12 protein-coding genes are annotated in these 21,338 nt (G+C 42.3%); 9 read left to right on the forward strand and 3 right to left on the reverse strand.

Features of this window, described 5'->3' with window-relative positions; all coding sequences use genetic code 11:
* The first annotated feature begins 5 nt into the window (after positions 1–5).
* Entirely contained in the window at positions 6–1,823 is a 1,818-nt protein-coding gene (locus F2B13_RS04765; RefSeq protein ID WP_149276133.1) for an acyl-CoA dehydrogenase family protein, read from the forward strand.
* Between the two features lie 166 nt (positions 1,824–1,989).
* On the opposite strand, the gene F2B13_RS04770 is transcribed toward F2B13_RS04765, so the two are convergent.
* Entirely contained in the window at positions 1,990–3,792 is a 1,803-nt protein-coding gene (locus F2B13_RS04770; protein WP_149276134.1) for a glycoside hydrolase family 15 protein, read from the reverse strand.
* Between the two features lie 103 nt (positions 3,793–3,895).
* On the opposite strand from F2B13_RS04770, the gene F2B13_RS04775 reads away from it, so the two are divergent.
* The 4 genes from F2B13_RS04775 (at position 3,896) to F2B13_RS04790 (ending at position 10,405) form a co-directional block, all read left to right on the forward strand.
* Entirely contained in the window at positions 3,896–6,103 is a 2,208-nt protein-coding gene (locus F2B13_RS04775) for a bifunctional alpha,alpha-trehalose-phosphate synthase (UDP-forming)/trehalose-phosphatase (protein ID WP_149276135.1), read from the forward strand.
* A 25-nt stretch (positions 6,104–6,128) separates the two neighbouring features.
* A complete protein-coding gene (locus F2B13_RS04780; protein WP_149276136.1) occupies positions 6,129–7,310 on the forward strand; it encodes a nuclear transport factor 2 family protein in 1,182 nt (393 codons plus the stop codon).
* Between the two features lie 73 nt (positions 7,311–7,383).
* Positions 7,384–8,718, forward strand: coding sequence for a M28 family peptidase (locus tag F2B13_RS04785; RefSeq protein WP_149276137.1), 1,335 nt, complete (start codon positions 7,384–7,386; stop codon positions 8,716–8,718).
* A gap of 70 nt (positions 8,719–8,788) precedes the next feature.
* The gene (locus F2B13_RS04790) at positions 8,789–10,405 is read left to right on the forward strand and encodes a M1 family metallopeptidase (protein ID WP_149276138.1); all 1,617 of its coding nucleotides are present in this window, start codon (positions 8,789–8,791) and stop codon (positions 10,403–10,405) included.
* A gap of 379 nt (positions 10,406–10,784) precedes the next feature.
* Here F2B13_RS04790 and F2B13_RS04795 read toward each other — a convergent pair whose 3' ends face one another.
* Positions 10,785–13,808, reverse strand: a complete 3,024-nt coding sequence (locus F2B13_RS04795) for a ThuA domain-containing protein (protein WP_149276139.1) — start codon at positions 13,806–13,808, stop codon at positions 10,785–10,787.
* A gap of 129 nt (positions 13,809–13,937) precedes the next feature.
* Between F2B13_RS04795 and F2B13_RS04800 the strand changes: the two genes are divergently transcribed.
* The 3 genes from F2B13_RS04800 (at position 13,938) to F2B13_RS04810 (ending at position 19,341) form a co-directional block, all read left to right on the forward strand.
* Positions 13,938–14,507 carry a YdeI/OmpD-associated family protein gene (locus F2B13_RS04800; protein WP_149276140.1) on the forward strand — a complete coding sequence of 190 codons (570 nt, stop codon included), beginning with the start codon at positions 13,938–13,940 and terminating at the stop codon, positions 14,505–14,507.
* A 72-nt stretch (positions 14,508–14,579) separates the two neighbouring features.
* Positions 14,580–17,879, forward strand: coding sequence for an amidohydrolase family protein (locus F2B13_RS04805; RefSeq protein ID WP_149276141.1), 3,300 nt, complete (start codon positions 14,580–14,582; stop codon positions 17,877–17,879).
* Between the two features lie 85 nt (positions 17,880–17,964).
* The gene (locus F2B13_RS04810; RefSeq protein WP_149276142.1) at positions 17,965–19,341 is read left to right on the forward strand and encodes an amidohydrolase family protein; all 1,377 of its coding nucleotides are present in this window, start codon (positions 17,965–17,967) and stop codon (positions 19,339–19,341) included.
* Here F2B13_RS04810 and F2B13_RS04815 read toward each other — a convergent pair.
* Complete coding sequence (locus tag F2B13_RS04815) at positions 19,338–20,318, reverse strand: App1 family protein (protein WP_149276143.1); 981 nt, start codon at positions 20,316–20,318, stop codon at positions 19,338–19,340. The two genes, F2B13_RS04810 and F2B13_RS04815, sit on opposite strands and share 4 nt — an antisense overlap.
* A gap of 64 nt (positions 20,319–20,382) precedes the next feature.
* On the opposite strand from F2B13_RS04815, the gene F2B13_RS04820 reads away from it, so the two are divergent.
* Positions 20,383–21,270 (forward strand): diacylglycerol/lipid kinase family protein, encoded by an 888-nt coding sequence (locus tag F2B13_RS04820; protein ID WP_149276144.1) that lies wholly within the window; start codon positions 20,383–20,385, stop codon positions 21,268–21,270.
* Positions 21,271–21,338 lie beyond the last annotated feature (68 nt).

A 21,338-nucleotide genomic window follows, 5' to 3' on the forward strand; every position in this document is an offset into this window, starting at 1 on the left:
AGAGTATGAGTACAGAAACAACCACTGAGGATATTTTGAGAGGAGGCCAATTTTTGGTAAAGGAAACACGATGCGAAGACGTGTTCACTCTTGAAGATTTGAACGAGGAGCAAAGAATGATGCGCGAAAGCACCAAAGAGTTCGTCGATAGGGAACTATGGGCACATTGGGAGCGATTTGAGAAAAAAGACTACGCCTACACCGAGGAATGCATGAAAAAAGCAGGTGAGCTAGGCCTTCTCAGCATTGCCGTGCCAGAAGCTTATGGGGGTATGGGAATGGGCTTTGTGTCTACTATGTTAGTATGCGATTATATATCCGGGGCCACAGGTTCGTTCAGTACTGCCTTTGGCGCCCACACCGGAATTGGCACCATGCCCATTACCTTATATGGAACAGAAGAACAAAAACAAAAATATGTGCCCAAATTAGCTACGGGGGAATGGTTTGGGGCCTATTGTCTTACTGAGCCCGGTGCCGGATCTGACGCCAATTCGGGCAAGACGAAAGCGGTACTTTCGGAAGACGGGAAATACTATAGTATCAGTGGGCAGAAAATGTGGATTTCCAATGCAGGCTTCTGTAATCTTTTTATTGTTTTTGCCCGCATAGAAGATGACAAATATATTACAGGCTTCATTGTGGAGAACGACCCGGAAAATGGTATATCGATGAATCCTGAAGAAAAAAAACTCGGTATACATTCTTCTTCAACCCGCCAAGTTTTCTTTAACAACACGAAAGTTCCTGTAGAGAATATGCTTTCCGAACGTGGTAATGGCTTCAAAATTGCCATGAATGCGCTCAATATCGGCAGAATTAAGCTCGCTGCGGCCTGTCTTGAGGCACAAAGAAGGGTCATCACCGAGGCAGTGAAATATGCCAAGGAAAGGGTTCAATTCAAAACACCGATAATAGAATTTGGCGCCATAAAAGCTAAAATAGCGGATATGGCCACGAATGCCTACGCCGGTGAATCGGCCAGCTATCGCGCGGCAAAAAATATAGAAGATCGCATAGCAATCAGGGAATCGAAAGGAAATACCCACCAAGAAGCAGAACTGAAAGGGGTAGAAGAATATGCCATTGAATGTTCGCTACTAAAAGTTGCGGTATCGGAAGACGCACAGCATACAACCGATGAAGGCATTCAGATATTTGGAGGGATGGGTTTCAGTGCCGATGCCCCTATGGAAAAGGCTTGGCGTGATGCCCGTATTGCTAGAATTTATGAGGGCACCAACGAAATCAACCGCATGTTGTGTGTTGGAATGCTAATTAAGAAAGCAATGAAAGGCCATGTTGATTTACTAGGCCCCGCTACAGCAGTAGGTGAAGAATTATTAGGTATTCCCTCTTTTGATACCCCGGATTTTTCCGAACTTTTTGCCGAAGAAAAAGACTTGCTCGCGCGCTTGAAAAAGGTTTTTTTAATGATTGCAGGCCGAGCCGTACAAAAATATGGTCCAGACCTTGAGCAACATCAACAATTAATGTTGGCGGCGGCAGACCTTTTAATCGAAGTCTACATGGCAGAATCAACATTGCTGAGAACAGAAAAAAACGCCAAACGTTTTGGTGAGGAGGCACAAGCCGTTCAAATCGCAATGTCAAGGTTGTACCTCTACAATGCTACCGAAACCATTATACAAAAAGGAAAAGAAGCGATTATCTCATTTACTGAAGGTGACGAACAACGAATGATGCTCATGGGGCTTAAGCGCTTTACAAAATATACCAATTATCCTAATATTGTAACCCTTCGCAATACCATCGCAGAGAAAGTGGCCAAAGAGGACGGGTATTATTTAGACATGCACTAAAGGAGGCATGCACCTATTTTATTTGGGGTAGCGCATTAAATCGACTATTTCAATCTATGGAATTCTAGTCGCTGTAGATGAGGCAAGTTTGAATGAACCTCCTCCTGCCCCCTTTCTGGAGGATTCTTATGGCAAATTGGAATCAGATATGGAACACGAAAGGTCTTTACTCGCGCATGGACTCTAGAATTTTCTCCTCCGTATGTTTCTTTGAGAAGTTTACGGCACATTCTATGAGCGCCAAATGGGAGTAAGCTTGGGGAAAATTGCCTAAAAGTCTTTTACTTTTAAAATCGATATCCTCGCTAAAAAGTCCTAAATGATTGCTATAGCCCAACAATTGGTCAAAATGTTTAAGTGCCTTTTCCTCCTCGCCTATTCTGAAAAGACTATTGATGAACCAAAAGGTACATATCGTAAAAGATGACGAAGGTAAACCAAAATCATCTTCGTTTTTGTATCGATATAACAAGCCATTATAGTTCAAATCTTTCTCTATGGCCCTAACGGTATTTACGAACTTGGGGTCTTTTGCATGTACAAATCCATACGATTCCATCAGCAAGACCGAAGCGTCTAAATATTTTGAGCCGTAAGACTGAACGAAGGCATTCACCTCTGGATTCCATGCATTATCGTGAATATCTTTTTTGATTTCCTGCTCGAGGGCAGTCCATTTTTCGATTTTACGGGATTTTTTAAAAATCCGGGCGATTTTAATGGCTCGATCTATGGCCACCCAGCATAATACTTTCGAAAATGTAAAATGTCGATCTTCCGTACGGAATTCCCAAATACCCTTATCTGCCTCCCGCCAGTGTTTCGAAACGATCCATACGATACCTTTGGTGATGCTCCACAATTCCTCTCCGTTTTCCACATCGTTGCTGAACTTGATAAGCTGTGTATAAATTACGTCCATCAAGATGCCATAAATATCATTCTGCCGCTGCGCGTATGCCGCATTGCCAATTCGCACTGGTTTCGAGCCTTTATAACCGCTCAAATGGTCAAGGGTCTCTTCGGTAAGCTTCTTTTCTTTGTTGATGCCGTACATAATCTGAAGCTTTTCATCTTTATCGGGTATAAGATCAATGATAAACCGCAAATAACGCCTCGCAACATTTTTATGACCTAATTCGGAAATTACCTTTACTACCATCGAGGCATCCCGAATCCAACAAAAGCGATAGTCCCAATTTCGGACTTCTCCTATAGTTTCGGGTAATGAAGTGGTCGGGGCCGCCAGAATAGCACCCGACTTATCATAGCTCAACAATTTTAAGGTGATAGCGCTACGGCTTATCTCGGCATTGTATTTCTTATAATTTGGCGTGTCGTTGCTCCAATTCAGCCAATAAACCTTGGTACGCTCAAGGTCGAGGTACATTTTTTTAGTATTAGGCAAAAGAATCTTTTCATTATAACCAAGTAAAAAATAGCCGTCTTTTCTCACCTCTATTTCTCGGCCTTCTACTATTGCGTTTTTGTTAAAAGAAGTATATAAAAAAACGGTATCGAACTTCTCTGCATGGGTAAGACTCGCGATGAAATTGTGCTTGACATAAGTTTTTGTCTCTCCAAGTGCATATTCAAGCTTAGGTTCATATTTCACCCTGAATTTTGGTTTGCCCGATATATGACGAATATATCGAACAATTTCCGGAGGAGAATGATAAGTGCCATCGGCATTGTGATACCTGGGCATAAAGTCGCGAACTTCAAAAATATCATCCCCATCGACAAACTTGGTAATGAGTACTGCCGTTTGCTTTTTATAACGCTGTGTAATGGTATAGCTTTCATCGACCAGTATTTCAAAACTACCTCCGATCTCTTCATCCAAGAGCTTTGCAAAAACAGAGGAAGAATCGAATTCTGGAAGGCAGCACCAGTCGATACTTCCAGTTTTTGATATGAGTGCAGCACTTCTACAGTTGCCGATAATTCCGTAATCTAAGTTATCCATTCAATATATTTGTTGATTCAATGGGACATTTCAATTGCTATTGCCCTTCTTTTTCCCGAAATTTAGAGAAATAATGTTCAAATCAAAGCAAAAACCTCAAATTATGGGCAAAACTATCATAATCTCAAATAGACTACCTGTTCAATTACAAATCAGCAATGGTGAAATCACGGCCATACCCAGTGTTGGAGGGTTGGCAACAGGTATGAAATCGGTGCACTCCGGAGGTGATAGTCTGTGGATTGGTTGGAGCGGATTGACCGATGAAGATATTCCTGAAGAATTAGGACCAAAAATCAATGAAGCACTCGCGGATCACGGTTCTTCAAAAGTAAATCTTACGGCCGACGAAGTAGATGGTTTTTATTATGGATTCAGTAACAGAACCATTTGGCCGCTATTTCATTATTTCATGGAGTATTCCGAGTTTGAACTCGACAGCTGGAACATTTACAAAAAGGTGAACCAGAAATTCGCCGATGCTATTCTTGAGGCCGCCGATGATGACGATACAATTTGGGTGCACGATTATCAATTGATGTTAGTGCCTCAAATGGTACGTGAAAAAAAACCAGATATTTCCATCGGCTTCTTTTTACACATTCCATTTCCTTCTTTTGAGATATTCAGAACTTTACCCTGGAGGGAAGAAATCTTGAAGGGACTTTTGGGCTCCGATTTAATAGGTTTTCATACCTATGACTACGAAAGGCACTTCTTAAGTTCGGTCAGACGGCTTCTTGGCCTTGAGGTCAGTTTCAACGACATATACCTTGATGACCGAGTGATAAAGGTAGACTCCTTTCCGATGGGCATCGACTACAAAAAATTTAGCGAGGCGGCCAAAGAAAGCGAAAAACACGATCCGAAAGAACAATCAGAACTTTTACAACGATTGAACAACCATAAAAATGCAGACCCGGAAGCAAAATTTTTCCTTTCCATCGATCGCTTGGATTACACTAAGGGTATTGCCAAACGGCTAAATGCCTTCGAATATTTCTTGAACAAATATCCTCGGTATAAAGAAAAGGTCCGTCTTATCATATTGGCAGTGCCTTCTAGATCGAATGTGCCTCAATATCAGCTGCTCAAAAGGGAAATCGATGAGCTGGTAGGTCGTATCAATGGTGAATTTTCTACCGTCAGTTGGACACCGATCTGGTATTTCTATCGGTCTATGCCATTTGAAAACCTCATCGATTTGTATACCTCATGCGATATTGCTTGGCTAACACCAATTCGTGATGGTATGAATTTGGTAGCCAAAGAATATATTGCCACTCGAACCGATAAGACCGGGGTGTTGATCTTAAGTGAAATGGCAGGTTCGGCCAATGAGATGAATGAAGCCCTTCTAATCAACCCCAATAACTTCGAACAGATAGCCGATGCACTAAAAGAGGCCATTACCATGCCAAAAGAAGAACAACAGCAGCGCAATAGGCTATTACAAAAGCGCTTAGAACGCTACAATGTAGAGAAATGGGCCAATGACTTCATGAACTCGCTATTAAGTCAAAAAGAAAAAGATTTTTCTTATGTGTCTAGACGTCTATCGGTCGATTTAATGAACCTCATTATAGCTGATTACAAAACATCTAAAAAGCGGTTATTGTTCATTGATTACGACGGTACACTGGCGGGCTTTCATAAAGACCCACAAAAGGCTAGTCCCGATGATGAACTGTACGAGCTTTTAGATCGGATTGATGCGCAAGAGCATACCGATATGTATTTAATAAGTGGTCGTGACAAAGAAACTTTCAGTAAATGGTTCATGCCTAAAAAATACAATATGATCGTGGAACACGGCGTATGGATTTCCGAGGGCGGTGAAGAGTTCCGCATGTTAGAAAATGTGAAGAAAGATTGGATGGAAAAAATACAACCCGTACTAGAATCTTTCGTAGATCGTACTCCAGGTAGCTTTATAGAAGAGAAGAATTATTCTTTGGCTTGGCACTATAGAAATACCGACCCTGATTTTGGTCAGAAACGCGCCAATGAACTAAACACCGTACTTACAAGTTTGATCGGCACCGATGACTTAAGTGTTCTGAACGGCAATAAGGTGATGGAAATTAAGAGTAGTAATGTCAACAAAGGGCGGGCAGCCATGCGTATTTTTGCCCAAGACGATTATGAATTCGTATTCGCCATCGGCGATGATTGGACCGATGAATTCATGTTTCAAGAATTACCCGAAACGGCCATAACTGTCAAAGTAGGCCGACAAAAGACGCAAGCAAAATATTATGTAGACAGTATTAAAAATGTAAGGGCGTTATTGGGACGTTTTGTATATTGAAATCTTTAGTGAAAAACCGACCGGAATGACAAAACTACTATGTATCATTACACTGAGTCTCTATGGGCTCACATTCGCGCAGACCAATACCGAAGTATATCTATTGGATATCAAAACGGTAGATGGCAAAACCGAAATTGTCAACCCAAGGAATATATCGAATAATGAAGGGTATGACAATCAACCTTCTTTTTATGATGAGAAGACAATATTGTTTTCCTCCACAAGAAATGGTCAGACCGATATCGCCAAATACGATATTCAAAGTGGAAAGACTACCTGGATTTCAAATACCGAACAGGGCAGTGAATATTCCCCATTAAAGATTCCCGGTAAGAATGCGGTTTCAGCCATTCGATTGGATACTACAGGGCTACAACGGCTCTATGAGTACTCCGTATGGAACGGAAACTACGTTCAAATTCTCGAAGGGTTGAAAGTAGCGTATCACGTTTGGTATGATAATAATACTGTGGTTTCTTCAGTAACATCCGACGACCATTTGAATTTAGTGGTTTCCCATATCGATGATGGTAGCAATGAAACGGTCTTTCAAAATGTCGGACGTTCATTACATAGAATCCCAGATTCTGATTTAATCAGTTTTATCAGTAAGGAAAGTGATCCTTGGGAAATAAAATCGCTAAATCCAAAAACAGGTAAAATTAGTGATATTGCCGTGATGTTTAAGAATGTGGACGATATGTGCTGGATCGATAAAGAAACCATCATAGCCGCAGACAATAAAGTGCTGATGCAAATACATCCGAACAAAAATAAAGATTGGGATCGTTTTCTCCGTTTGCAGAAAAAGGGTATTAACAAAATAAGTAGAATCGATGTGAGTCCAAATGGCAAATATCTTTCTTTGGTTGTAGAGGAGACTCCAGCTGCGATAGTTCAAAATCAAGTTGACGCCTATAACGACCGAGATATAGAGGCTTTTTTAAATACCTATGCTACAGATGTGCAGGTTTTTGATTTTCCGGGTAATTTGAAATATACCGGAAAGGAAAAGATGCGAGAGCATTATATGGATTTTTTCGCCAATACACCCGACCTAAATTGCCATATCAAAAACCGTATTGTTGTTGGGAATAAGGTAATAGACAAAGAAATCGTAACAGCGAATGGAAACACCCTTGTAGCGGTGGCCATTTACGAGGTTGAAAACGGAAAAATAGCCAAGGTGACCTTTCTAAAATAAGTCATACCAATGAATTCCGTAGAGAAGGATATAAAATCTCTTTCATTGAGTTAAAAATCGTAAACGAAGCCAAATGGGAAAGTTCTTGTTTTTTTTGTTTTTCGTATCGCAAGTAACCTCGGTATTCGGTCAAACCGATCAACGACTCTATGAAATTATACAAGAAACTTCGGCCGATAGAATAAAAAAGGATGTTACACGCTTGGTTAATTTTGGCACGCGTCACACCTTAAGCGATACCTTGTCCCAAAATAGGGGTATCGGGGCCGCTCGAAGATGGATCAAGAAAGAGTTCGAAAAAATATCCGGGAACTGTGGTGGATGTCTCGAAGTCTCCTATCAAAAAAATTGGGTAAAAAAAGGGGAGAACGATAGAATTATCAGGGACGTGTGGATTATCAATGTGTTAGCGATTAAAAGGGGAACGAAATATCCCAATCGGTATATCATTATGAGCGGCGATATCGATTCTAGGGTGAGCGATGCGAACAACTATCACTCTGAGTCTCCAGGGGCAAACGACAATGCGAGTGGCATGGCGGGAACTTTGGAAGCTGCACGTGTTCTTTCGAAATACGACTTTGAGAGCAGTATAATATTTACCGGGCTTTCCGGTGAAGAACAGGGGCTCTTCGGTGGAAAAGGCCTAGCTGCGCATGCAAAGGAGAAAGGTTGGGAAATCATAGGAATTTTAAATAACGATATGATTGGCAATATTCAGGGCGTCGACGGCATAATCAGTAACACCGATTTCAGGATTTTCTCCGAACCAGTGCCCCCTATGGAAACGGAAAGCCAACGAAGATCGAGGCGGTTTTACGGAGGTGAAGTCGATGGTATTTCAAGGCAACTGGCAAGATACGTGCACCGCACCACAAAAACGTACATGCCCGAAATGAACCCTATGCTTATTTACCGCCTTGACCGATTTGGACGGGGAGGCCATCATCGGCCCTTCAATGATGCCGGGTTTGCCGGGATACGGATCATGGAAGCCCATGAGAACTACACCCAACAGCATCAAGATATTAGGCTTGAAGATGGAATTGAATACGGGGATAAACTCGAGCATGTCGACTTTGACTACGCAAAAAAATTGACAGCCGTCAATGCCATAAATTTGGCTTCCTTGGCGTGGGCTCCACCCGCACCGAGGCAAGTAAAAATAGGGGGTATTGTCGCCCCTTCGGCCAAATTTGAATGGCAAAAAGTCGAAGGTGCCAAAGGTTATAAAATATACTGGAGAGATACAACATCGCCTACATGGGACCAGAGTCGTTATGTCGGCGATTTAAATGAATATACCTTAGATGGCGTAGTTATTGATAATTTTTTCTTTGGGGTGGCGGCTGTGGGCCCAAACGGATTTGAAAGTCCCGTTGTATTTCCAACAGGCATTATAAAATAGAATTTCCACATACTTGTATCTAACGACCCATTAAAAAAATCAAAGTTCAATTTCCAATTGTTTTAAAATTATGAAGATCAAATACTTCCTTTCGATTGCGGTTATGGCCGTATCGATTACAGCCTCTTCTCAACAATTTACAACGCAGGATACCCTAAGGGGTAGTATTACTCCAGAACGTGAATGGTGGGACCTGAACTATTATCATTTGGACATTGCCGTTGACGCTGAAAAGAAGTATATCACAGGAAGCAACACCATACGCTATAAGGTTTTGGATAGTAGAAAGGTACTACAGGTCGACCTACAACCTCCTCTAACCATTGACAAAGTGACCCAAGACGGTAAGGAATTAAAAGTCGAGCATAAAGGTAATGCCCATTTTGTTCAACTGAAAAAAGAACAAATAAAAGGTGATTTTAATGAGATTGTCGTTCATTATTCAGGTCATCCGCACGTGGCGGTAAGGGCACCTTGGGACGGTGGCTTCTCTTGGGCGCAAGATGATAATGGCAACCCCTTCGTGGCCACTTCATGCCAAGGCTTGGGCGCAAGTATATGGTGGCCGAATAAAGATCATATGTACGACGAGGTCGACAGCATGCTCATTAGCGTTAAAGCTCCTAAAGGTTTAATGGATGTATCTAATGGTAGATTACGCAAGGTAGATTCTGATACGAACACCTACCATTGGTTTGTCTCCAACCCCATTAATAATTACGGTGTAAACGTAAACATAGGTGACTACGTCCATTTTGGGGAAAAATACGAAGGGGAAAAAGGCACATTGGATATGGACTATTATGTGCTTCGCGATAATTTGGAAAAGGCCAAGGAACATTTTAAGGATGCCCCTAAGATGATGGAAGCCTTCGAATATTGGTTCGGCCCCTACCCTTTTTATGAGGACAGCTTTAAACTAGTCGAAGTGCCTTATTTGGGGATGGAGCACCAGAGCTCGGTGACCTATGGAAACCAATATAAAAAAGGCTACTTGGGCAAAGACCTTTCAGGAACAGGATGGGGTTTAAAGTTCGATTTTCTCATTATCCACGAAGCAGGTCATGAATGGTTTGCGAATAATATTACGTATAAGGATATTGCCGATATGTGGATTCATGAAGGGTTTACGGCCTACTCAGAAAATCTTTTTCTGGATTACTATCACGGTAAGGAGGCCTCAGCAGACTATGTAATCGGTACTCGGGCCAATATAGCCAACGACAAACCCATTATTGGAACTTACGACGTAAACTCCCAAGGCTCAAAAGACATGTACTACAAAGGCTCGAATATGCTACACACGATTCGACAGTTGGTGGATGACGATGAAAAATGGCGCCAGATCCTAAGGGGTTTAAACCGTGAATTTTACCATCAGACGGTATCTACCGAACAGATTGAAAATTATATTTCTAAGAAATCGGGAATAGATTTGAACAAATTTTTCGACCAATATCTGAGAACCGCTGACATACCTGTATTTGAATATGAGATAAACAAAAATTCCGTCACTTTTAGGTATAAAAATGTGGTCGATGGGTTTGCCATGCCACTTAAAATATGGGTCGATGACAAGCCTAAATGGCTACACCCGACTACCCAATTAAAATCCAAAAAGCTAAAAGGTGATGCGTCGACTTTCAAAGTTGACCGAAACTTTTATGTCAACGCTGAAAAAAAATAAACTATTCCAATTTGAAAGCTGATGCGGATTGTCGAATCATAATACTTTAGGGCTTCGGGTGCTTTTTTTACCAGTCGTGATGGGCTTGTCGATAAAATAAATTACACCCTCATCGGCCTCGGGGACTCATTCAGCTTACTGGGCACTTTGTCACCTTGGCCTTCGTAAGATCGTTACAGACCTCCCCTACCCGAATTCTTTCTGTCTATAGTATAAAGATGAATCACGAAAGCCCATGAGGTTTGTGCTAGTTCTCACCACCCTCAAAGAAGCCCGATCAACCTGTTAAAGCCATATTTTAAAAGAAAAACGAGCTTTCATCAGGGAGCGAAAATAAGAAACCTCCGATATCTAGATGGAACAGGTGAAAAACCATCCATTACTTATCAGCCGCATTTCCGCGTAAAACGGTCGATGTGACACCGGTCAATGGCCGTACCCCATTCAAACCTTGGTCAGTATAACTGGCCGTAAGTACCATAACATTGTCGTCTGAAGTAGGTTGAGGCATGATAGTCCCTTCCAAAGGTAAAGACTTCTGCACTTCCCCGTCCGAAGCCAACGATTGGATATAAGAAGCTATCTGTCTGGTTTCATCACTTGTAACATTTGGATGTGCAGGCATGGTCACATCACCCCATACGCCATTACCTCCCAAGGTAATTTTTTTCTGCAAATAGGCCATAGCACCACGTTTCCCCTTGTACTTTTTGGCGACCTCGATGTAAGCGGGTCCGATGGAAGCTCCTGATTCTTTATGGCATGTCTTACAATCCATGCCTTGGGTCAGCGCCTTTCCGGTGACCGCGGCCGATACTTGCTGATGTCCCATTGATTTATTTACCTCATCGGAACTCTCTAAATAGTCAACGGATACAAAGACATTTTTGACATCGATAGTTTCGTTACCATCAGGATCTGTGACGGAAACTTTATAGGTTACAGGACTTCCTTTCTTAAAGAAAGAAGAACTCTCCCCAATTAAATCAATGGAAAGAATGGGTCTGGAATTACCAGCGATAACAGTAAGGGCATTGCTCGTTGTAGAAGCACCTTGTTCATCCTTGGCCGCTACTGAAATTTTGTATTCTCCGGCATCGGCATATGAATAGGTAATTTCAGGTTCTGATGTTTCTTTTGATTCCCCATTCCCAAAATCCCAGAGATAGGTTACCGAATCTCCCTCTAGATCTTTAGCATCTACCTTTGCCGTTACGGAAAGAGGTAATTTACCAGAGTCTTTATCGACTTCAAAACTATCGATAAAGGGAGGCCTATTTCCACCATTGTATTCGATATAGCCCAAGCCAGAATCATCATTTTGGGTGAACCAGCCACTTCCGTATTCCAACAGATAAACTTTTCCATCGGGGCCCATTTCCATATCTATCAAATTATTCAGTTCGATATCGGCGGCAAAAGGCTCCATTTTGTTGAAGCTGCCATCTTCGAATAAACTCACGGCCATCATCCAACCGCGCATCCATTCATAGATAATAGTTTTTCCATCATAGTATGAAGGGAGTCCGCCGCCATCAGGATACAAGTCGGAATAATACGTGGGGCCTGCCATAGCGTTTCGGCTACCCGTTCCTACTTGGGGAAATAGTTTTGTTTCATCATAAGGATAATAGATATAAGGATCTACTACAGGAGGCAGTTCCCGTAGTCCAGTATTGTTTCTAGAATCGTTTATCGGTTTTTGGGGATCAAATGCCCTTTTTGATTCTCCCGTTTCGTAATCATACTTACGGTACGGTTTGCTATTACCGATAAACATAGGCCAACCATAATTACCGGCTTTTAGTGCAAGGTTCATCTCGTCATAACCCTTATATCCACGGGTGTCTACAGAATCGGCACGGGCATCGGGGCCGACCTCTCCCCAAAATAAATACCCTTTTTTAGGGTCAACGGAAATTCGGTAAGGATTTCGGTGGCCCATCGTGTAAATTTCAGGCCGTGTTTTGTCGGTCCCCTCTGGAAAAAGATTACCCTTTGGTATCTCGTAACTTCCATCTTCGTTCACCTTGATGCGAAGTATTTTCCCTCGAAGATCATTGGTGTTTCCTGAGGATCTTCTGGCATCGAACTGCTCATGACCTGGTGCATCGTTCAGTGGAGCATAGCCATTATTCACATATTTCTCACCTTTTTCGTTAAAAGGAGTGGAATTATCACCAGTAGAAAGATAGAGTAAGTTATCACGGTCAAAAGCAATAGACCCTCCGGTATGACAGCATATTTCACGCTGACTATCCACATCTAAAATAACCTGTTCGGAAGCCAGATCAAAATTCCCATCGGCGTATTTGAACCTTGATAAACGATTTACCCATTCATCACCGGAAGGCGCATAGTAGACATAAATCCAATGGTTCGTAGCATAATTGGGATCTTTCTGAAGCCCCATGACGCCCTCTTCGGCATTAACTCCGGGCGTGTTCAACGTTTTGAAATAGACATCGAGAAGGGCCACTTGCTCCAATGCTTCGGTCGTTGCATTATATCGCATAATCTCTCCCCGTCGTTGGGCAATAAGTACATCGTTGTTAGGCAGAACCGTCATTTCTGTTGGCTCAAAAAATTCACCACCCACCAACTGAACTTTTGAAAAACGATTGGTATCAGGCGGAATTTGAGTCGTTGCCTTGCCATAGTCCAAATTTAAATTATCACCAATGGCATATTCAATACCTCCCAAAATATGTTTAAGGAACATGGGGTCCGAATAACTCTCGTCAGTATGCCCCGCCCCGGTGTAAAAGGCCCTTCCACCATCATACTCATGGTACCAGGCAAAAGGGTGAAAATCTCCGTTCGTACCGCCGTCATAACTTGACTCGTCTACGGTCATGACCACATTTACATCAGGGTTAATTTTCACATAATTATAGATTTCATCGGGTCTGTGCCATACAGAATCGGTGAAATGGGCAGTAGCTTTAAAATTTTTATCTTTTATGAGATAATCGGCCTCCGGAGTACCCGAAGGATGACTTTGAAACTGAGCACCTACTAACTTGGTATACCAGCCCCAATCATACTCGGTATCTGCTGCCGCATGAATACCCACAAAGCCTCCCCCGGCCTGAATATATCTTTCAAAGGCCGCTTCTTGTTTTGCGTTCAACACATTTAAAGTGGTACTCAAAAAAACTATGGCGGAATACTTGTTGAGATTATCTTCGGTGAAAAGATCGGCGTTCTTTGTGGTGTCTACCGCAAATCCGTTGTCCTCCCCTAATTTTTGTATAGCCGCATTACCGGCCGGAATCGAAGCATGTGTATAACCGGCTGTTTTAGAGAATACCAAAACCCTAGGTTGGCCTTCTCTTTTATTATTACAGCTCGACAATACCAAACCAAGCATTATTGGTAGCACCAAAAAAAAATTCCTCATAGCTAATTCTATTTTTTATTGTCTCTCGATGAAACAATCTGCAAAACTAATCATTAGAATTTAATTTTTACAAGTTCATTAATCGAAAAACTGTATTTTTAAGAGTAAAAGACATATTTTATTTTGGACATGGCCCAAATAGAGACATTCTATTTCGAAAATGATAATGAATGGCGTAATTGGTTACACAATAACCATACTCGGGAAATCGGAATCTATCTCATTTTTTATAAAGTTGATCATGCCATTCCCAGTATGAGATGGGAAGAAGCTGTTCGTGTCGCGTTGTGCTATGGATGGATCGATAGTACGGTTAAGAGTCTTGGTGATGGGAAAAGACGACAGTACTTTTGCCAGCGCAAAGCAAAAAGTTCTTGGAGCAAAATCAATAAAGATCATGTAAAAGAGCTCATCGACGAAGGCGTAATGCATAAAAGTGGTTTGGCGGCCATTGAAACCGCGAAAAGCAACGGTTCTTGGACAGCCTTGGACGACGTGGAGAAGGGTATCGTTCCCGAAGACCTACAAGAAGCATTTGATCACCATCCCAAAGCTTTGGAGAACTACAAAAGTTTGACCAAGGGCCAACGAAAAAGCTATCTCTATTGGCTCAATCAAGCCAAAAGGGCCGAAACCCGGAAAAGAAGAGTTGCTGAAATCATTAAAAGCTGTGCGAAGGGTTTGAAGTCAAGAGCCTAAACTTTTTTAAGTTTTGCTGTCGGGCAATCCACAATACCTTAATTTTATGCATCAATACGTTCAAACCCAACTATGCAAAAATTTATTCCCTTAGTTACACTATTAATCACGGTCTCATTTTCAGCTCAAGAAAAGTCGGAAAAAAAAGAGGGAGAAACGAAATGGGACGTATCGGCCCCAAAAGGAAATTTTAATTATAAACAACATGACTTTACAACCGATGAAGGTACTTGGATGAACCTTGATGTAAGTGCCGATGGTAAAACAATCGTTTTCGACTTGCTTGGTGATATTTACAGTTTGCCTATCACAGGAGGCACCGCCAAACCGCTGAGGACGGGAATTCCCTTCGAAGTACAACCTCGTTTTAGCCCAGACGGTAAACAGATTTCGTTTACCAGCGATGCCGGGGGAGGTGATAATATCTGGATTATGGACAGTGATGGTAGCCATGCCAAACAAGTTACCGAGGAAGATTTTCGATTGCTCAACAATGCGACATGGATGCCCGATGGCAACTTTCTGGTGGCGCGCAAACATTTTACCTCCGGTCGTTCTTTGGGTGCTGGAGAAATGTGGCAATATCACGTTTCAGGGGGAAGCGGATTACAATTGACCCAAAGAAAAAATGACCAGCAAGATGTCAACGAACCCAATATATCTCCTGACGGTACATATCTATACTATAGTGAAGATGTGTATCCCGGAGGGTCGTTTCAGTACAACAAAGACCCCAATAAACAGATCTATGTGATAAAGCGGTACAATTTAGAAAATGGCAAAACAGAGGTGGTTACCGGAGGACCCGGGGGTGCGGCACGACCACAAATTTCACCGGATGGTAAAAAATTAGCCTTTGTCAAGCGGGTACGTACCCGAACGGTGCTCTATCTTCATGACCTTGAAACAGGTGAAGAATGGCCCCTGTATGACCAATTAAACAAAGACCAACAAGAGACATGGGCAATATTCGGGGTATATCCAAACTTTAGTTGGTTGCCCAATAATGAAGAACTTGTCTTTTGGTCGGGAGGAAAAATACATCGAATCGATATCAATAGTTTAGAAGTCAAACCCATACCCTTTACCGTAAATGCAAAAATCAAAATTGCCGAGGCACTGCATTTCGATAGCCCGGTCGCTCCTGAGGAATTTGATGCAAAAGTTATTCGCGATGCAGTGACCTCACCCGATGGGGCACATTTGGCTTTCAGTGCACTTGGAAGTCTATGGACAAAAAAACTTCCCAACGGTCGACCAAAGCGGCTAACGAACTCTAATGATTTTGAATTCGAGCCCAGTTTCTCAAGCGATGGAAAGCATATTGTCTATGTAAGTTGGAATGACGAGCAATTAGGGGCTATTCAGACCGTTCCGGTTTCTGGGGGTATACCGACCAAACTGACCTCGGAAAAAGGTATCTACAGAACACCGTCATTCTCCCCATCAAATAGTTCAATAACCTACCGCAAAGAAGAGGGGAACAACGACCAAGGTCGATCTTTCACTAAAAAGGCCGGAATCTATATCATGTCCGCTGATGGAAAAAATAAAAAGATAGTATCTGAAAATGGGGCATATCCCGTCTTTTCAAAGGATGGGCAACGCATATTCTATCAAACCGGCGGCACTTATTTTGGGGATCTTACAAAAACCTTGGTCTCGGTCGACCTTAATGGCAAGGACGAAAGAACGCATATCAAATCGAAATATGCGAATCGATTGGTGCCAAGCCCTGACAATCAATGGATTGCTTTTACTATCCTTCACAAAGCTTATATTGCTCCCTTGGTGCTGAACGGCAGGGAAGTTGATTTAGATAATAAGACCAAAGCGATTCCCGTTTCCCAAATATCAAAAGATGCCGGCATCAATCTCCATTGGTCAAAAGATAGCAATAAAGTATTTTGGACCCTTGGAGACCAATATTTTGCCAGTGATATTAGCAATCGATTTACCTTTCTTCCCGGTTCTCCCGATAAGGTTTCCAAGCCTGATTCCGTTGGGCTCAAAATTGGGTTACGCACAAAAAGTGATGTGCCCAAAGGAAGCATTGCCTTTACCAATGCGAGAATAATTACTATGGAGGGCGAGAAAGTCATCGAGAAGGGCACCCTGGTAATTAAAGGTAATCGTATCGAAAAAATAGGCACGTCATCCGAAGTAAAACTTGCTAATGACCTCAAGGTCTTCGATGTGAGCGGCAAGACCATTATGCCAGGTATTGTTGATGCCCATGCACATGTAGGCGGATTTCGCAATGGCTTGACCACCCAAAAACATTGGCCGCTTTATGCCAACTTAGCCTTTGGCGTGACAACGGCGCATGATCCTTCCGCCAATACGGAGACCATTTTTACCCTTTCCGAGCTCATAAAAAGCGGGAAGATGGTAGGACCACGTCTGTACTCGACCGGTTTTATACTCTATGGGGCGGACGGCGATTTCAAAGCGGTCATCAATGATTTAGATGACGCACGCTCTTCCATCCGAAGAACCAAAGCCTTCGGAGCCAAATCGGTAAAGAGCTATAATCAACCCCGACGTGAACAACGTCAGCAAATATTGCAGGCCGCCCGTGAAATGCAAATGAACGTCGTTCCTGAAGGAGGGTCTACTTTCTTTACCAATATGTCGATGATTATGGACGGGCATACCGGTATCGAGCATAATATACCCGTAGCTCCTGTTTACAAAGATGTTAAAGAGCTTTGGAAAACCAGTACAACGGGCTATACCCCCACCCTTATAGTGAATTATGGAGGAATGAACGGCGAATATTATTTCTATCAAAAAGATAAGGTGTGGGAAAATGAAAAACTTCTTAAGTATACCCCTAGAGCCATTGTTGATGCGCGTTCGAGACACCGCACCATGGTACCTATGGAAGAATATGAAAACGGACATATTCTCGTTTCCAAGACCACGAAGGAATTGAGCGACGAGGGTGTTAAAGTGAACCTTGGCGCACACGGTCAGCTTCAGGGGCTTGGTGCACATTGGGAGCTTTGGATGCTTCATCAAGGGGGAATGACCAATATGGAGGCCCTAAAAGCGGCAACCTTAAATAGCGCCGAATATATCGGAGCGGGTGACGAGATAGGCTCTTTAAAAGAGGGGAAACTAGCCGACCTCATCGTGCTCGATAAAAACCCGTTAGAAGATATCCATAACTCACAGACGGTGCGTTACACCGTTGTCAATGGCCGTATTTACGATACCGATACGATGAACGAAATCGGCAATCATCCAAAAGAACGTAGTAAATTTTGGTGGGAAAACAATCGCTACAATGCAGCCTTTCCTTGGCACGAAGCTACCCAAAGCTTTATGCTACCGAAATGCAGCTGCGCGCTAGGAACGCATCAGTAATTTTCAGAGGAGCATGTCAACAAAGTACTGAAACGATGTAGAGGTTATGAAAAAAATAGGACTGTAACATAGTTAAACCGTACTCATGAAAAAAGCAATATATTTTTTTAGCGCATTGTTTATCGCGGCCTGCAACCAAAATCAGGAAAAAGTAAGTCCCACAGCCCTCTTGATATCTAATGCCTCTATTATTGATGTCCGATCTGGAAAACTAATAAAGAATAAACAAGTCGTCATCGACTCGGGAAGGATACAGCATATAAAGGAGCGTGTAGAAAATGTAGCGTTGTACGCTCAACACATCGACGCCGAAGGAAAGTATCTTATGCCGGGTCTGGCCGAAATGCATGCGCATATCCCACCTCCCTCGGTAGACCAAGAGCGTATCGAAGACATTTTGTTCCTTTATCTATCAAATGGTATAACCACTATTCGCGGCATGCTAGGAGACCCGTCGCATCTGATACTTCGTGAAAAAGCGTCGAACAATACCATCTTGAGCCCCCGTATTTTCACCTCGAGTCCCTCCCTCAACGGCAATACGGTAAAAACGGTACAAGAAGCAGACTCTAAAATAAGGAAGTACAAAGATGAAGGATACGATTTTCTGAAAATCCACCCTGGCGTTACGTTGGAAGTTTTTGATCAAATCGTTCAAACGGCCAATGAGGTCGATATCCCTTTTGCGGGCCACGTACCCGTCGATGTGGGTATACGGCATGCTTTGAAGAGCAAGTATGCGTCTATAGATCATGTAGATGGGTTCTTGGAGGGATTAGTCCCTCCATCCGCAAATGTCAAACCGGCCGAAAATGGATTTTTCGGCTTTAATTTTACCCCATTGGCCGATTCGGAAAAAATCGATGAACTCGTTCAAATGTCTAAATCGAACCAGGTATGGATCGTACCTACCCAAAGTCTTTTCGAACGATGGTTTGCCCCCATTTCGTCCGATGAACTTTTGAAGCAACCGGAAATGAAATACATGTCGAAAACTACGCTCGAAGATTGGAAAGAACGAAAAGACGCCTCTACTTCAACCCATACCGGTTTCAGCGAATCGCAATGGCGACAGTTTGATAGTATTCGCCGGCAACTCATCAAATCACTTCAAGAAGAAGGGCATGGTATACTCTTGGGATCTGATGCCCCACAGCTTTTCAATGTACCCGGATTTTCCATTCATCATGAAATTGACGGTATGGAACGCTCGGGCCTTAGCCCATTGGAAATTATACAATCAGGTACCATAAACCCCGCCCATTTTTTTTCTATGGAAGATGAATTTGGGGAAATCAAGGAAGGGTTTTCTGCCGATTTTATGCTGCTAAGGGAAAATCCCCTAGAAAACTTAGATGCCTTACAAAATCCTTGGGGTGTCATGGTACGAGGCCAATGGTTGCCAAGGGAAAAGATAGACGAAAAGCTTACATTAATTGCCAAAAAGGCAAAGGAAAACTAATTACTAGTTTCTTCGATGATTCCGTTCGCCTTAGAGTGGGCTATGGCATCAAGACTATCTTTAAAATATAGTGTTTTAACAGAAAGGCTCTCTATATTTTTCAGGACTTTCACGACCTTGTCCTTCTTGTGTTTTGTGGTGAGGCGAATGTACACCGCTTTGATATTCATCGGAAACACTTTGCAAACGCGTTCATAAAGAAACGGATCCTTTTGGGAATCGTCTCCTAAGAGCACATAATTGAGATTAGGATAGAATGCAATGATATCTTTTATCTTTTCGAATTTGTGATCATGGCTTCCTTTTCCTGTAAATAAAAAATCGGCGATGCCCGTTTTTATCTTTTTCAGTTTTATAATTGCTTTAGGAAGATGGTGAAGCGTCGCAAACTCCGCTATAAAAGGATATAAGTTCCATTCGCTGCTTGACACATAAAAAAAAGAATTTGATGATCCTTCCATATTTTGGCCGGTTAGGCTCAAAGCTTGATAGTGTGCCACCACATCATCGAAAATCTGCCGTTTGTTGATGTTTTTCGAAAGTAAGACATAAATCTTTTTAAAGAAATTATTACTATGGGAAATCAAGAAGGTATCATCGATATCTGAAATAATACCGAGCTTTCCCTTGTATGGCTTCAATAACTCACCCTTGGCCACCAAATTAAAATCCCCATATCGGCATAAAATAGTATAGGTATGCCAGCCACTCTCCAAGAAATCATCATAAGGCACCGTAAATCTAAAGTATCCATCGGAAAGTGTTTTGGTACGTACCTTTAAGTCTCCGAATTCAAGATGGACATCGATATTGGCCAGAGGATCAATCGTGAACATTCGGAATATGGAAAGGGCATGTTTAATGCCTTTCCGGTCAATTCTATACCTATCAGGAGACCAGGATTCGAAAACGTGTCCGAATACAATCAATTCTTGATCATTTACGTACCCCCTGTACAATTTAATATCTAACTTCATTAGGCTCACTTGTTAAGTAGAACTCGAGACAAAATACTTAATTTTACGGTAAAATAATGGCCTGATGAATACCAAAACTATTCTGTTCGTAGTTAATCCCATTTCAGGACGATCCGATAAAAAAGGATTGATCGAAAAAACTAAAACGTTTATAGCCTTAAACGGATATGAACCAGTAGTCTACAAAACATCGGGGCATGAAGATCAAAAAGAAATTAAAAAACTAATTCGTCAATACAAGCCGGAACGCCTGGTTGTTGCAGGCGGAGATGGTACGGTTCAAATGGTAGCGTCAAGCTTAGGTAACGAGACACCGTGCCTTGGCATTTTGCCATCCGGGTCCGCCAACGGCCTAGCCAAAAATCTGCATCTTCCTGATGGTATCGATGAACAGTTGAAAGTGGCGTTGGGTCGTTCGACCATTCAAATAGACAGCTTAAAGGTCGACGGAAAAGACTGCCTTCATATTGCAGATTTGGGATTAAACGCCCAATTGATTAAAAATTATGAGACATCAAATATTAGGGGAAAGATCGGTTATCTTATGCAGTCTGTTCCAACCCTTTTTCAAACCGATTATCCCTTTGAATTCGAAGTTGAGGCCAATGGCAAGAACCACCATGGAGAGGGTATTTTACTGGCCATTGCCAATGCAAGGCAGTTCGGAACAGGTGCCACCATCAATCCCAAGGGTAAACTGAACGATGGTAAATTTGAAATCATTCTATTCAAACATCTTGACCCAAAAGAAATTTTGAAAACCCTGACCGATCAAAAAGAAATCAATAAAGAGTTCGCGGAAAGTATGAGTACTACATATGCCCGAATTAAGGCAAAAAAACCAGTACCCCTTCAAATCGATGGGGAATACATCGGGCAGGTCAATGATTTTGAGGTAGAGGTTTACCCAAGGAAATTAACGATTGCAGTACCTGAAGGTTTTGAACCCTAAGCAGGTATAAGATAAACCCAATGCTCACCAAGGCCACCTTACCTGCTTTTTAAACGTGATAAATAATT

Source organism: Pareuzebyella sediminis (genome assembly GCF_008367235.1).
Classification (GTDB): domain Bacteria; phylum Bacteroidota; class Bacteroidia; order Flavobacteriales; family Flavobacteriaceae; genus Pareuzebyella; species Pareuzebyella sediminis.